Source organism: Microbacterium sp. NPDC007973 (assembly GCF_042958465.1).
In the GTDB taxonomy this organism is placed as follows: Bacteria; Actinomycetota; Actinomycetes; order Actinomycetales; family Microbacteriaceae; genus Microbacterium; species Microbacterium galbum.
Genome location: NZ_JBIBJJ010000003.1, coordinates 38,837 through 52,941, shown reverse-complemented (window position 1 = coordinate 52,941; position 14,105 = coordinate 38,837). Strand labels below are relative to the sequence as shown.

General features: G+C 69.8%; 13 protein-coding genes. 6 read left to right on the top strand and 7 right to left on the bottom strand.

Translation table 11 applies throughout. The features are described from left to right. Nucleotides 1-44: 44 nt before the first annotated feature. From ACFZA2_RS09145 to sufB, 6 genes are all read right to left on the bottom strand, one after another. Entirely contained in the window at nucleotides 45-1,208 is a 1,164-nt protein-coding gene (locus ACFZA2_RS09145) for a MalY/PatB family protein (protein WP_391403534.1), read from the bottom strand. 136 nt (nucleotides 1,209-1,344) lie between these two features. Beyond that, complete coding sequence (locus ACFZA2_RS09140; RefSeq protein ID WP_391403531.1) at nucleotides 1,345-1,674, bottom strand: metal-sulfur cluster assembly factor; 330 nt, start codon at nucleotides 1,672-1,674, stop codon at nucleotides 1,345-1,347. A 9-nt stretch (nucleotides 1,675-1,683) separates the two neighbouring features. Further along, nucleotides 1,684-2,454: a Fe-S cluster assembly ATPase SufC gene (gene sufC / locus ACFZA2_RS09135; RefSeq protein ID WP_391403528.1), complete on the bottom strand. Its 771-nt coding sequence runs from the start codon at nucleotides 2,452-2,454 to the stop codon at nucleotides 1,684-1,686. Nucleotides 2,455-2,493: 39 nt separating this feature from the next. Further along, nucleotides 2,494-2,814, bottom strand: a complete 321-nt coding sequence (locus tag ACFZA2_RS09130) for a non-heme iron oxygenase ferredoxin subunit (RefSeq protein ID WP_391405259.1) — start codon at nucleotides 2,812-2,814, stop codon at nucleotides 2,494-2,496. A 5-nt stretch (nucleotides 2,815-2,819) separates the two neighbouring features. Next, nucleotides 2,820-4,025 carry a Fe-S cluster assembly protein SufD gene (gene sufD, locus ACFZA2_RS09125; RefSeq protein WP_391403525.1) on the bottom strand — a complete coding sequence of 402 codons (1,206 nt, stop codon included), beginning with the start codon at nucleotides 4,023-4,025 and terminating at the stop codon, nucleotides 2,820-2,822. Then, nucleotides 4,026-5,444 (bottom strand): Fe-S cluster assembly protein SufB, encoded by a 1,419-nt coding sequence (sufB, locus tag ACFZA2_RS09120; protein WP_315995852.1) that lies wholly within the window; start codon nucleotides 5,442-5,444, stop codon nucleotides 4,026-4,028. Between the two features lie 249 nt (nucleotides 5,445-5,693). Here sufB and ACFZA2_RS09115 point away from each other — a divergent pair, with 249 nt between their 5' ends. From ACFZA2_RS09115 to ACFZA2_RS09105, 3 genes are all read left to right on the top strand, one after another. Continuing rightward, on the top strand, nucleotides 5,694-6,680 hold the full coding sequence (locus tag ACFZA2_RS09115; RefSeq protein ID WP_391403522.1) for a heme A synthase: 987 nt from the start codon (nucleotides 5,694-5,696) through the stop codon (nucleotides 6,678-6,680). A 172-nt stretch (nucleotides 6,681-6,852) separates the two neighbouring features. Next, nucleotides 6,853-7,344: a dinucleotide-utilizing enzyme gene (locus ACFZA2_RS09110; RefSeq protein WP_391403519.1), complete on the top strand. Its 492-nt coding sequence runs from the start codon at nucleotides 6,853-6,855 to the stop codon at nucleotides 7,342-7,344. An 83-nt stretch (nucleotides 7,345-7,427) separates the two neighbouring features. Continuing rightward, complete coding sequence (locus tag ACFZA2_RS09105) at nucleotides 7,428-7,982, top strand: GNAT family N-acetyltransferase (protein WP_391403516.1); 555 nt, start codon at nucleotides 7,428-7,430, stop codon at nucleotides 7,980-7,982. A 106-nt stretch (nucleotides 7,983-8,088) separates the two neighbouring features. Here the strand turns inward: ACFZA2_RS09105 and ACFZA2_RS09100 are convergent, their stop codons facing one another. Beyond that, nucleotides 8,089-9,015 carry a heme o synthase gene (locus ACFZA2_RS09100; protein ID WP_315995856.1) on the bottom strand — a complete coding sequence of 309 codons (927 nt, stop codon included), beginning with the start codon at nucleotides 9,013-9,015 and terminating at the stop codon, nucleotides 8,089-8,091. A 227-nt stretch (nucleotides 9,016-9,242) separates the two neighbouring features. On the opposite strand from ACFZA2_RS09100, the gene tkt reads away from it, so the two are divergent. From tkt to ACFZA2_RS09085, 3 genes are read left to right on the top strand one after another with little or no spacing between them, the layout of a single operon-like run. Beyond that, entirely contained in the window at nucleotides 9,243-11,342 is a 2,100-nt protein-coding gene (gene tkt / locus ACFZA2_RS09095) for a transketolase (protein ID WP_363579390.1), read from the top strand. Nucleotides 11,343-11,361: 19 nt separating this feature from the next. Next, on the top strand, nucleotides 11,362-12,483 hold the full coding sequence (tal, locus tag ACFZA2_RS09090; protein WP_391403512.1) for a transaldolase: 1,122 nt from the start codon (nucleotides 11,362-11,364) through the stop codon (nucleotides 12,481-12,483). Beyond that, complete coding sequence (locus ACFZA2_RS09085) at nucleotides 12,480-14,105, top strand: glucose-6-phosphate isomerase (protein WP_391403509.1); 1,626 nt, start codon at nucleotides 12,480-12,482, stop codon at nucleotides 14,103-14,105. The genes tal and ACFZA2_RS09085 overlap by 4 nt, the downstream gene beginning before the upstream one ends.

The window sequence follows — 14,105 nt, the reverse complement described above, 5'->3', positions numbered from 1 at the left end:
GCGGCGCCCCGGGGCGGGGCCTGCGTGCACGACGCCCGCCGCCGTCAGGGTCGCGGTACCAGCGCCCCGACGCGTTCGATCGCTTCGCGCAGCACCTCCGGCGCGCACCCGACGTTGATGCGCACGTGGCCGATCCCCTCCGTGCCGAACAGCGGGCCGTGGTGCAACGCGACCTTGGCCTCGCGGCGGAGGAAGGGCGCGGGATTGTCGCCCCACCCGTAGGCCGACATGTCGACCCACGCGAGGAAGCCGGCCTCGGGAACACGGTAGCGGGCCAGCGGGAGGTGCTCGGCGAGCAAGTCGGCGAGCAGTCGTCGGTTCTCGTCGAGAGCCGCCAGCAGGGAGTCGAGCCAGGGGTCGCTCTCCGCCGCGAACGCCGCCCGGTTGGCGATCACGCCGAACAGACCCGCGCGCCATTCGACCTCCCACGGCAGCGCGCGCACGACCTGCGCGGTCTCCTCCGCCCCGGTGACGATGACCGCGCACTTGAGCCCGGCGAGGTTGTAGGTCTTGCTCGCGCTCGTCACCGCGTACCCGACCGCGGCGGCCTCCGACCCGGCATCCAGGAAGGGGGTGAACACCGCCGGCGCGTGCGTGAGCGGCGCGTGGATCTCGTCGCTGACGACGCTCGCGCCGTACCGCTGGGCGAGCCGGGCGAGCGCGGCCAGGCTGTCGCGCGTGTGCACCGTGCCCGTGGGATTGTGCGGGTTGCACAGCAGCACCGCGCGGGCCCCGGATGCCAGAGCGTCCTCGATCCCGCCGAGGTCGAGGCTCCATCGCTCCCCGTTGTCGACGAGGGGGACGCGCTCCACGACGGCCCCGGCCTCCTCGACCGTGTCGTAGAAGGGCGGGTACACCGGCGGTGTCACGACGACGCGATCGCCCGGCGACGTCACCGCGCGGAGCACCTCGACCACGCCCATCATCACGTCCCCCGTCCAGCGCACGCGTGCCGGGTCGATCGTCCAGCTCCACCGCCGGTCGGCGTAGGCGGCGAAATCGAGATCGATGCCGGGGCGGGGCGGCGTGTACCCGGTGTCGCCGATCTCGACCGCACGCTGCAGTGCCGCGGTGATAGCGGGGGCGAGCGGGAAGTCGGTCTCGGCGACGAACATGGGGATGACGTCGTCGCCGTACGAGCGCCACTTCGTGCTGGAGCGCTGACGGAGGAGGTCCAGGGGCAGGGCCTGCAGGGGGGTGACGCTCATGCGAAAAGCCTAACGACGGCCCCGAGGGCCCGCAGCGCGCGCGTCAGACGACGACACACGGCGCAGGCCGGCAACGACGAAGGGCCGCGACGACGAACGCCCACCCCCGAAGGGATGGGCGTTCGAGAGTCGGGTCTCAGATCGCGAAACCGAGGGCGCGCATCATGTCGCGGCCGTCGTCGGTGATCCGCTCGGGGCCCCACGGCGGCATCCACACCCAGTTGATGCGGAAGCGGTCCACCACGTTGTCGAGGGCCTGAGCCGTCTGCTCTTCGAGCACGTCGGTCAGGGGGCACCCGGCCGAGGTGAGGGTCATGTGGATGACGAGCGCGTCATTATCGTCGTCCCACGCGAGGTCGTAGATGAGGCCGAGGTCGACGACGTTGATCCCCAGTTCGGGGTCCATGACGTCTTTCAGGGCCTCGGTGACCTCGTCGTACTTCTCGGGAGCGAGGGTTGCGGTCATGTAACGATCTTACGCGTCGATCGGCGTACCGGCCTCGAGGAAGCGGTCGTAGCCCTCTTCCTCGAGTCGGTCGGCGAGCTCGGGCCCGCCCTCTTCGACGATGCGGCCCTTGACCACCACGTGCACGAAGTCGGGACGGATGTAGCGCAGGATGCGCGTGTAGTGCGTGATGAGCAGCACACCGAGGTCGGTCTGCTGCTTCGCGCGGTTCACGCCCTCCGACACGATCTTCAGCGCGTCGACGTCGAGTCCCGAGTCGGTCTCGTCGAGCACCGCGATCTTCGGCTTGAGCAGCTCGAGCTGGAGGATCTCGTGGCGCTTCTTCTCGCCGCCGGAGAAGCCCTCGTTGACGTTGCGCGAGGCGAACTTCGCGTCCATGCGCAGGTTCTCCATGGCGCCCTTGACGTCCTTGGTCCAGCTGCGGATCGCCGGCGCCTCGCCGTCGATGGCCGTCTTGGCCGTGCGCAGGAAGTTGGTGACCGTGACGCCGGGGATCTCGACGGGGTACTGCATCGCCAGGAAGAGACCGGCGCGAGCGCGCTCGTCGACGCTCATCTCGAGCACGTCCTCACCGTCGAGCGTGATCGAGCCGCTCGTGACGGTGTACTTGGGGTGACCGGCGATCGTGTACGCCAGGGTCGACTTGCCGGAGCCGTTGGGGCCCATGATGGCGTGGGTCTCACCGGTGCGCATGGTCAGCGTCACGCCGTTGAGGATCGGGGTCGTACCGTTCTCCGTCTCGACCGTCACGTGGAGGTCGCGGATCTCGAGGACAGACATGGTGTTCCTTACTCGTAAAGTCTCTGGTGTCGGCGCGGCTCAGGCCGTCGCCTTGGTGACGGACGGATCGATGAGCACGTCGTCTCCGTCGATCACGACCTCGTACACGGGAACCGGCTCGTAGGCCGGGAGGTTCAGCGGACGGCCGGTCTTCAACGAGAACGCCGAGCCGTGGGCCCAGCACTCCAGCGTCTCGCCCTCGACGAAACCGTCGGACAGCGAGATGTCGCCGTGCGTGCAGACGTCTCCGATCGCGTGCACGTCGCCGTTGCCGTCGAGCACGACGGCGATCGCGACGCCGTCGATCTCGACGCGACGCGCCTCGTCCTGCACGAGATCACTCAGGGCGCAGACGCGCATCGCGCTCACGCGGCGGTCCCCTCGGCCAGCTCGTGCTCGATCGCCTCGATGAGCTCGGTCTCGAGCTCGGGGATGCCGATGCGCTGCACGATCTCGCTGAGGAAGCCGAGCACGACCAGGCGGCGCGCCTCGTCCTCGGCGATGCCGCGGGCCTGCAGGTAGAACAGCTGCTCGTCGTCGAAACGACCCGTGGCACTGGCGTGGCCGGCGCCCTGGATGTCGCCCGTCTCGATCTCGAGGTTCGGGATCGAATCCGCGCGCGCGCCGTCGGTGAGCACGAGGTTGCGGTTGGCCTCGTAGGAGTCGGTGCCCGTGGCATCCGGTCCGATCAGCACGTCGCCGATCCAGACGCTCCGGGCGCTCTCCCCCTGCAACGCGCCCTTGTAGAGCACGTCGCCGACCGTGTGCGGTCCCTTGTGGTGCAGGTACACCTGCGACTCGAGGTGCTGACCGGCGTCGGAGAACGACAGGCCGTACAGACGCCCCTCGGCGCCGGGGCCCGAGAGCTCGACCGAGGGGTTCACGCGCACGACGCCGCCGCCGAAGCTCACCACGACGTGCGTGAGCTTGGCGTCGCGGTCGACGCGCGCCTGGTGGGATGCCGCGTGCACCGCGTCGTCGTCCCACCGCTGCACTGAGACGACGGTGAGGTCGGCTCCGTCGCGCACGATGATCTCGACGTTCTGCGCGTGGGTCGCGGTGCCCTCGTGTCGCAGCACGACGGTGCCGCGCGAGTTGGGCTGCGCCTCGACGACGACATGAGCGTGCGCGAGGCCGCCGGTGCCGGTCAGACGCACCACGACGGGCTCGTCGAGCTCGACGTTCGCGGGGATCCGCAGCAGCGGCGCCTCGGCCTCGTGCGTCCACGCGAGGGCGGCGGGGAGGTCCTCCGGGCGGAAGTGCTCGCCGCGCGGGGCGTCGCCCGCGGCGAGGCGCAGCTGCTCGACCGCGGCCGGCGCCTCGACGTCGACGGTGATGACGCCGGTCGGACCGGCCTCGTCGACGAAGAGCGGCGCGAGCCGGTCGATCGGGCTGAGCTTCCAGTTGACCTCGCGGCCCGTGGGGGTGCCGAAGTCGGCCGGGTCGAACGAGGTCTTCCGCTCCGAGCGCGTCTGCACCGGGACGACGGATGCCACGAGGGTAGCCGGGTCGATGTGGCCCCTACCGGCGCCAGTCGACTGTGCCGTGGGAGTTTCGGTCGCAGTCGTCACTTAACCAACACTGCCTTCCATGCCCATCTCGATGAGCTTGTTGAGTTCGAGCGCGTACTCCATCGGGAGCTCGCGGGCGATGGGCTCGATGAACCCGCGCACGATCATCGCCATGGCCTCGTCTTCGGGGAGGCCACGCGACTGCAGGTAGAACAGCTGCTCCTCGCTGACCTTCGAGACGGTCGCCTCGTGGCCGAGCTGCACGTCGTCGACGCGGATGTCGATCGCGGGGTAGGTGTCGCTGCGCGAGATCGTGTCGACGAGCAGCGCATCGCAGCGCACGGTGTTGGCGGAGTGGTGCGCATTGGCATCCACTCGCACCTCACCGCGGTAACCGGCGCGACCGCCACCGCGGGCGATGGACTTCGACACGATCGACGACTGCGTGTACGGCGCCATGTGGATCATCTTCGCGCCGGCGTCCTGGTGCTGACCGGGACCGGCGAAGGCGACCGACAGGGTCTCGCCCTTGGCGTGCTCGCCCATGAGGTAGATGGAGGGGTACTTCATCGTCACCTTGGAGCCGATGTTGCCGTCGACCCATTCCATGGTCGCGCCCTCGTGGGCGACGGCGCGCTTGGTGACGAGGTTGTAGACGTTGTTCGACCAATTCTGGATCGTCGTGTAGCGCACGCGGGCGTTCTTCTTCACGATGATCTCGACCACGGCCGAGTGCAGCGAGTCGCTCTTGTAGATCGGGGCGGTGCAGCCCTCGATGTAGTGGACGTAGCTGTCCTCGTCGGCGATGATCAGCGTCCGCTCGAACTGACCCATGTTCTCGGTGTTGATGCGGAAGTACGCCTGCAGCGGGATCTCGACGTGCACGCCCTTGGGGACGTAGACGAACGAGCCGCCCGACCACACGGCGGTGTTCAGCGCCGCGAACTTGTTGTCGCCGGCGGGGATGACCGTGCCGAAGTACTCCTCGAAGAACTCGGGGTGCTCACGCAGCGCCGTGTCGGTGTCCATGAAGATGACACCCTGCTGCTCGAGGTCCTCGCGGATCTGGTGGTAGACCACCTCGGACTCGTACTGCGCGGCGACGCCGGCGACGAGGCGCTGACGCTCGGCCTCGGGGATGCCGAGCTTCTCGTACGTGTTGCGGATCTCCTCCGGGAGGTCCTCCCACGACTGCGCCTGCTTCTCGGTCGAGCGCACGAAGTACTTGATGTTGTCGAAGTCGATGTCGCTGAGGTCGGCGCCCCAGGTCGGCATGGGCTTCTTGCCGAAGAGCTGGTACCCCTTCAGACGGGTCTTCAGCATCCACTCCGGCTCGGACTTCAGCGAGGAGATGCCGCGCACGACGTCCTCGTTGATGCCGCGCTGCGCGACGGCGCCCGCGGCGTCGGTGTCGTGCCAGCCGAACTCGTATTGCCCCAGGCTCTCGAGCTCTGGTCGGTCGATGAGGACATCGGACATGGTGATCACTCTCCTTCTCGGGCCTCAACGGTGTCATCCGCCCCGACATTCCGGACTCCGGTCGAAGTCCCAGGTTCGTCGCTGGTGGGCCCGCTCGAAGGCGCTGGCTGCGCGCCTAGACTGTCTGCTGTGCGGATCGCGTGAGCGCTGCACACGGACCCTTCGATTCTACAGGCAACACCCGCTCCCGGCATGGCAGTCCCGCTCTCCCGAACGCCGGGACGGCCCCGACGCCAGGAAGCCGTACGCATGCCCTCCGCCCCGTCCTCCCCCTCCTCGTCCCGCCTCCCCGCGGTACTGCAGCGTCTCGGCGCGTGGCTGCCCACGCGGGTCGACCGCCGGGTGAAGGTGTTCGCGTGGTTGTCGTTCATCGCCGAGGTGCTCATCATCGGCACCGGCGGGGCCGTGCGTCTGACGGGATCGGGCCTGGGCTGCCCCACGTGGCCGCGCTGCACCCCCGACTCGCTCGTGAACACCCCCGAGATGGGCATCCACGGCATCATCGAGTTCGGCAATCGCACACTCACCGGCCTGGTCGGCATCCTCGCCCTCGCCGTGGTCGTGCTCGTGTGGCGCATGCGTCACGAGCGCCGCGTCCTGTTCGTACTGTCGCTGATCGTCCTCGGCGGAATCATCGCGCAGGCGGTCGTGGGCGGTATCACGGTGCTCACGGGCCTGAACCCCTTCATCGTCGGCTTCCACTACGTCGCCTCGGTGGTGCTCGTGGCCGTGTGCGCCGCCTTCCTGGTGCGCATGTACCAGCCGGCCGGGCCCCGCACGCTGTCGGTGCCCCGCTGGTTCGCCGGGCTCGTGCACGCGACCACCGGCGTGCTGGCGCTGACCATCGTCTTCGGGGTGCTGACCACCGGTGCGGGTCCCCATTCCGGCGACGAGGCCTCGGTGCGCAACGGCTTCGACGCGCAGGTGCTGGAGCACGTGCACGCCTGGCCCGGATACGCCCTGTTCGCCCTCACGCTCGTCGTCGTCGTCGCCGCCTGGCGCCTCCGACTGCCCGTCCGCCGCTGGGCGACCGCGCTGCTGGCGGTCGAACTCGTGCAGATCGCGGTGGGCCTCTATCAGGCGCGCAACGGCCTCCCCGAGATCGCCGTCGGGACGCACATGGTGCTCGCGGCCCTCGCGGCGGCGACCATGACGGTCGTCGTGCTGCGGCTGAAGACCCCGGTCGTCGCCGCCTCGGCAGAGAGCGGTCGCGCCACCGCCGACGCCCGCGCCTGACGCCCCGCTCCCCCTTATACGCTCATAGGGCATTCATCGGCGACCCCTAGGCCCCGCCAGGACCGGTGAGAGAACCTTGACGTTCCGGGTTCAGCCCGGGCATTCCCGATGCCACCGCGTCGGGGAACGCCAGTCCGGTGCCCCCGCGCCGGAACGACAAGGAGTACTCCCCATGAAGACCCGCCCCCGCCTGGTGACCAGCATCCCGTTCTGGGTGCTCGTCGTCGCCTCCCTGGCCGCCATCGCCGGTGGACTCGCGATCGTCCTGAACGGGATCGACGCGATGGAGCAGGTGCTCAACGACCCGAACGCCACCGTCGTGCAGGTCTACGTCGGTCAGTCGTGGGTCGTCGTCGGCGCCGCCGTACTCGGCGCCGGTGCGATCGGCATCGCCCTCGTGCTGGCCCTGGGCGCCGCCGCCACACTGACCCGTCGTCCCGACGTCGCAATCGAGACCATCGACTGGAACAGCGACGACGAGACCGCCGCCGAGAGCACCGCTCCCGCCGCTCCCTTCGCGCCGGCCACGACCGCCGCGCCCCTCGCGGTGGAGGATGCCGACGTCGAGACCCCGTCGACCGCCACGGCTCCTCCGGCGGCCGCGACGGCCGCCCGCCACGACGAGCCCACGATCGACACCGGAGACGACGCCACGCGTCGCTGACGCTGTCCCGGAAGCGCCCGCTCCCCTCGGGGGCGGGCGCTTCCGCGTCCAGGGGCGCCGACGAGGGTGCCTACGCTGAAGACATGTTCACCCTCCGAACGACGCGGGAAGAAGACTGGCCGCAGCTGCGGACGTTCCGTCTCGGAAACGCCACCGACAACCCGGTCTCCTGGACGGCGACGGTCGACGAGACGCTGCGCATCCCTGAAGGCGGATGGCGGATGCGAGCCCGACGGGGCGGTCAGCCCGACACCACCAGCGTCGTGGCGACCGACGACGAGACGGGCCGCTGGCTCGGGATGATGTGCGCGCAGATCGGCGACGCCCACGGCCCCGAGCCCGTCCTCACGGGCGTCTACGTGACACCCGACGCGCGAGGGAGGGCCGCCGGCGTCACCGACGCGCTCTTCGAGTCGATCCTGCGCTGGGCGGGCTCGCGCGGAACGGTCCTCCGCCTCTGGGTGGCCGAGCACGCCGTGCCCGCTCGCCGGTTCTACGCGCGGAACGGGTTCGTCCCCACGGGGCGCGTCGAGGAGCTGCGGGTCCTCGGGCGGGAGCCGCAGCCCGACGACGGCGGGCTCCTCGAGATGAGCCGCCCCCTGACGGGCGACACCACCCCGATGGCCGCCGCTCTCTGACCTCGCGGCGCGCAGGTCGCTGGTGGCGCATGACGCCGAGGACCCGGCATCCGCACGAGGAAGCGCCCGCCCCGAGACGGGGCGGGCGCTTTCTGAAGACTCGTGCTCAGAACGGGAGGAGCGGATCGACCGCGATCGCCACGAACAGCAGCGTGAGATAGGTGATCGAGGCGTGGAAAACGCGCATCGGCCGCGGCTCGCCGCCGCGCACCGCACGGGCGTAGAGGCGGTGCGACTCGTAGATGAACCAGCCGCCGAACACGAGGGCCGACACGCTGTAGACCAGGCCCATCGACGCGACGGGGATGAGAAGGAGCGAACAGGCGACGGTCGCCCAGGCGTAGAGGATGACCTGCAGGCCGACCTGCGAACCGCTGCGGGTGGCGCCGAGCATGGGGACGTCGACCTCGTCGTACTGCGCGGCGTACTTCATCGACAGCGGCCAGTAGTGCGGCGGCGTCCATAGGAACACCAGCGCGAACAGGATGAACGGCGCCCAGGAGAGCGAGCCCGTCACCGCCGACCAGCCGATGAGCACCGGGAAGCACCCCGCGATGCCGCCCCACACGATGTTCTGCTCGGTGCGGCGCTTGAGGATCATCGTGTAGATCACGACGTAGAAGAAGATCGCGACCGCCGACAGGCCCGCCGCCAGCGGGTTGGTGAACACCAGCAGCCACACGGTGGAGAACACCGCGAGCGTCCAGGCGAACGTCAGAGCCCCCCGGGGCGAGACCTCGCCGGTGACCAGCGGTCGGTTCACCGTGCGCTGCATGTGCGCGTCGATGTCGCGGTCGAGGTACATGTTGAACGCGGCCGCCGAACCGGCGCTGAGCGAGCCGCCGATCACGGTGGCGAGGATCAGCCAGAGGTTCGGCAGTCCGCCCTGCGCGAGGATCATCACCGGAACGGTGGTCACCAGCAGCAGCTCGAGGACGCGGGGCTTCGTCAGAGCGACGTAGGCCCGGAGGGTGCGTCCGACGGAGCGGCGATCGGTCGTCGCAATGACGTGCGACGTCGTCGAGATGTCCATCGTCCCCCGGGGTAGCGCGTATGTAATCCCCACGATTCTATGCCATCCCCACCACACGCACGGCCGCCTGTCGACCCCCGTCACGAACGGCAACGGCGTCGGTCGTTCTCGCTATGCTGGCGAAGAACGCGCGCCCCGCGCCGACACCCCACCCCCCTCCCACTCCTACGGTGACGAGCGCGGACGTCGGTTTGTGAATCGGGCGCAGGATCGAGAAAGGCACCGTGTTGTCGGACTTCGAATGGGACGAGATCGATCGGCGCGCGGTGGACACCGCACGCATCCTGGCGGCTGACGCCGTCGAGAAGGTGGGCAACGGCCACCCGGGAACGGCCATGTCGCTGGCCCCCGCCGCCTACCTGCTGTACCAGCGTGTGCTGCGCCACGACCCGGCCGACACGCACTGGCCCGGTCGCGACCGCTTCATCCTCTCCGCCGGGCACTCGTCGCTCACCCAGTACGTGCAGCTCTACCTCGGCGGCTTCGGCCTCGAGCTGAAGGACCTCGAGGCGCTGCGCACCTGGGGCTCGCTGACCCCCGGCCACCCCGAGTACGGACACACCGACGGCGTCGAGATCACCACCGGCCCCCTCGGCCAGGGTCTGGCCTCCTCGGTGGGCTTCGCCTACGCCGCACGCTACGAGCGCGGTCTCTTCGACGCCGAGACCCCCGCCGGCGAGAGCCCCTTCGACCACTTCGTCTACGTGATCGCCGGCGACGGCGACCTCCAGGAGGGCGTGACCAGCGAGGCCTCCTCGCTCGCCGGCCACCAGGAGCTCGGCAACCTCATCGCGATCTACGACTCCAACCAGATCTCGATCGAGGACGACACCAACGTCGCCTTCACCGAAGACGTCCAGAAGCGCTACGAGTCGTACGGCTGGCACGTGCAGACCGTGGACTGGAAGAAGACCGGTCAGTACGTCGAGGACGTCGCCGAGCTGCACGCCGCGATCGAGGCCGCCAAGGGCGAGACGAGCAAGCCCTCGCTCATCATCCTCAAGACGATCATCGGTTGGCCCTCGCCCGGCAAGCAGAACTCCGGCAAGATCCACGGCTCCGCCCTCGGCGCCGACGAGCTCAAGGCCACGAAGGAGGTGCTCGGCTTCGACCCCGAGCAGCACTTCGCCGTCGCCGACGACGTCCTCGAGCACACGCGCGAGCTCGTGAAGCGCGGCGAGGCCGAGAAGGCCGCCTGGCAGGACAAGTTCGACGCGTGGGCCGCCGCCCACCCCGAGCGCAAGCAGCTGTGGGACCGCCTGCAGGCCCGCGAGCTCCCGGCCGACATCGCCGAGGCGCTGCCCGCCTTCGAGGCCGGCAAAGACGTCTCCACCCGCGCCGCCTCGGGCACCGTCATCAACGCCCTCGCCGCCTCGCTCCCCGAGCTCTGGGGGGGTTCGGCCGACCTCGCCGAGTCCAACCTGACGACGATCAAGGATGCCAAGTCCTTCATCCCCGCCTCGTGGTCGACGCACGAGTGGTCGGGCGACCCCTACGGCCGCGTGCTGCACTTCGGCATCCGCGAGCACGCCATGGGCGCGATCCTCAACGGCATCGTCCTGCACGGACCCACCCGTCCGTTCGGCGGCACCTTCCTCATCTTCAGCGACTACATGCGCCCGCCGGTGCGTCTGGCCGCGCTGATGAACATCCCGACGATCTTCGTCTGGACGCACGACTCCGTCGCGCTCGGCGAGGACGGCCCCACGCACCAGCCGATCGAGCAGCTCGCGACGCTCCGCGCCATCCCGAACTTCGCCCTCGTGCGTCCCGCGGATGCCAACGAGACCTCCGTCGTGTGGCTCGAGATGCTGCGCCGCACCGCCGGTCCCGCCGGTATCGCCCTGACCCGTCAGAACATCCCGGTCTTCGCCCGCGGCGAGGGCGCGGCATCCGGCGACGAGTTCGCCTCCGCCGAAGGCGCCGTCAAGGGCGCCTACGTGCTGGCCGAAGCGAAGAACGGCGAGCCCGACGTGATCCTCATCGCCACCGGCTCCGAGGTGCAGCTGGCCGTCGAGGCGCGCGAGACGCTCGCCGCCGAGGGCGTGCACGCCCGCGTGGTGTCGGCTCCGTCGCTGGAGTGGTTCGCCGAGCAGGACGAGGCCTACCGCGAGTCGGTGCTGCCGTCGTCGGTGAAGGCGCGCGTCTCGGTCGAGGCGGGCTCCGCGCTCAGCTGGGCGGGCATCGTCGGCGACGCCGGCCGCTCCGTCGCGATCGACCACTTCGGTGCGTCGGCCGACTACAAGACCCTGTTCCAGAAGTTCGGCATCACGACCGAGCACGTCGTCGAGGCCGCACGCGAGTCGCTCGCCGCGGCGAAGAAGTAATCGAGAGGGACCGACACACATGAGCACTCCCACCGCAGACCTCGCCGCTCAGGGCGTCAGCATCTGGCTCGACGACCTGTCGCGTCAGCGCATCCAGTCCGGCAACCTCGCCGAGCTGATCGAGTCGCGCAACGTCTCGGGCGTCACGACCAACCCGACCATCTTCGCCGGAGCCCTCTCGAAGGGCGAGGCGTACGAGGGCCAGGTCAAGGAGCTCGCCGCGGCGGGCGCCGACGTCGACGAGGCGATCTTCTCGATCACCACCGACGACGTGCGCGACGCATGCGACATCTTCCTGCCCGTCTTCGAGGCCACGAACGGCGTCGACGGTCGCGTGTCGATCGAGGTCTCCCCCGACCTCGCCCACGACACCGAGGGCACCGTCGCGCAGGCGAAGGACCTCTCGGCGCGCGTCGACCGCAAGAACGTCCTCATCAAGATCCCCGCGACCAAGGCCGGCCTGCCGGCGATCACCGAGGTCATCGGTGCGGGCATCTCGGTCAACGTCACGCTCATCTTCAGCCTCGAGCGGTACGAAGAGGTCATCGACGCCTACCTCGCCGGAGTCGAGAAGGCGCAGGCCGCCGGCCACGACATCACGACCCTGCAGTCGGTGGCGTCGTTCTTCGTGTCGCGCGTCGACACCGAAATCGACAAGCGCCTGGCCGCCATCGGCACCGACGAGGCCGCCGCGCTCAAGGGCAAGGCCGGCATCGCCAACGCCCGTCTGGCGTACGAGCTCTACGAGAAGAAGTTCTCCGACGACCGTGCCAAGAAGCTCCTGGATGCCGGTGCGACCGTGCAGCGTCCCCTCTGGGCCTCGACGGGTGTCAAGGACCCCGCCCTGCCCGATACGCTCTACGTGACCGAGCTCGTCGCCCCCGGCACCGTGAACACGATGCCCGAGAAGACGCTCGAGGCCACGTTCGACCACGGCGTCATCACCGGAGACACCGTCACCGGTGCCTACGCCGAGGCGCACGAGGTGTTCGACCGCCTCGCCGCGGCGGGCGTCGACGTGGCCGACGCCACGCAGACGCTCGAAGACGAGGGCGTCGAGAAGTTCATCGCGTCGTGGCACGAGCTGCAGGACACGGTCAAGACCGCCCTCGACGCCGGAAGCGCCCAGGCCGCCCAGTGAGCTTCGCCGTCAAGGTCACCGGCCACGTCAAGTCGGTGGTCGACGCCGAGCTTCCCGGTCTGACCGGGTCGCTCATCGCGTCGGGCATCACTGCGGGCGATGCGAGCCTGTGGGGCGCGGCTGCCGAAGACGAGGCCTCTCGTCGGCTCGGGTGGGTGCGGGCGGTCTCCGTCTCGCGCCCGCTCGTGCCCGAGATCACCGCCCTGCGCGACGAGCTCGTCGCGCAGGGCGTGACCCGGGTGGTGCTGGCCGGCATGGGCGGATCGTCCCTCGCGCCCGAGGTCATCGCGCAGTCGTCCGGCGTACCGCTGGTCATCCTCGACTCCACGGCCCCCGGCCAGGTGCTCGCCGCGATCGACGGCGACGCCGAGTCGGGCGGACTCGAGCAGACGGTGCTCGTCGTATCGAGCAAGTCGGGGTCGACGATCGAGACCGACTCCGCCAAGCGCGCCTTCGAGGCCGCCTTCCGCGACGTGGGTATCGACCCCACGGGGCGCATCGTGGTCGTGACCGACCCCGGCTCCCCGCTCGAGCAGTCGGCCCGCGCCGACGGCTACCGCGTGTTCCTCGCCGACCCCGAGGTCGGCGGACGCTACTCCGCGCTCACCGCCTTCGGACTCGTGCCGGCGGGTCTCGCCGGCGTCGACATCGACGACCTGCTTGACGAAGCCGACGCGACCCTCCTCGAGGTCGCCATCGACTCCCCCGAGAACCCGGCCCTCGTGCTCGCCGCGGCCATCGCCGGAGGCGGGGCGCACCGCCGCGACAAGCTCGGTCTCGTCACCGACGGCAGCCACATCATCGGCCTGCCCGACTGGATCGAACAGCTCGTCGCCGAGTCCACGGGCAAGGACGGCACCGGCATCCTGCCCGTCGTGCTGCTCCCCGTCTCGCCCGAGCTCGAGGCGAAGCCCGACGATCTGCAGGTCGTGCGCTTCGTCGACGACGCCGATGCGTTCCACCTCTTCGAGCGCCACACCGGCGAGGTGCTGGTCAGCGGCTCGCTGGGCGCGCAGTTCGTCGTGTGGGAGTATGCGACGGCGGTCGCCGGCCGCCTCCTGGGCATCGATCCGTTCGACCAGCCCGACGTGGAGTCGGCGAAGGAGGCGACGCGGGGCCTTCTCGAGTCGCAGCCCGCCCCCACCGCCGCGGCCTTCGTCGCCGACGGCGTCGAGGTGCGCGTCTCCGACCCGGCCCTCGCCGAGAGCGGCACCGTCGCCGGCGTACTCGCCGCGCTCTGGGCCCGCGTCCCCGCAGACGGGTACGTCAGCGTGCAGGCGTACGTGAACCGTCTCGACCTCGCTCAGCTGTCGGGGCTCCGCGAGCTGGTGGCGGCCGACACGGGTCGTCCCACCACGTTCGGATGGGGTCCGCGGTTCCTGCACTCCACCGGGCAGTACCACAAGGGCGGACCCGCCAACGGGGTGTTCCTCCAGATCACCGAACGCACCGATGTCGACCTGGAGATCCCGGGGCGGCCGTTCACGTTCGGACAACTCATCCAGGCACAGGCCGCGGGAGACGCGAGCGTGCTGGCGGAGGCTCATGGCCGTCCCGTCGTCACGCTGACGCTGACCGACCCGCAGGTCGAGGTGCTCTCACTCTTCGAGGCGGCACAGTAA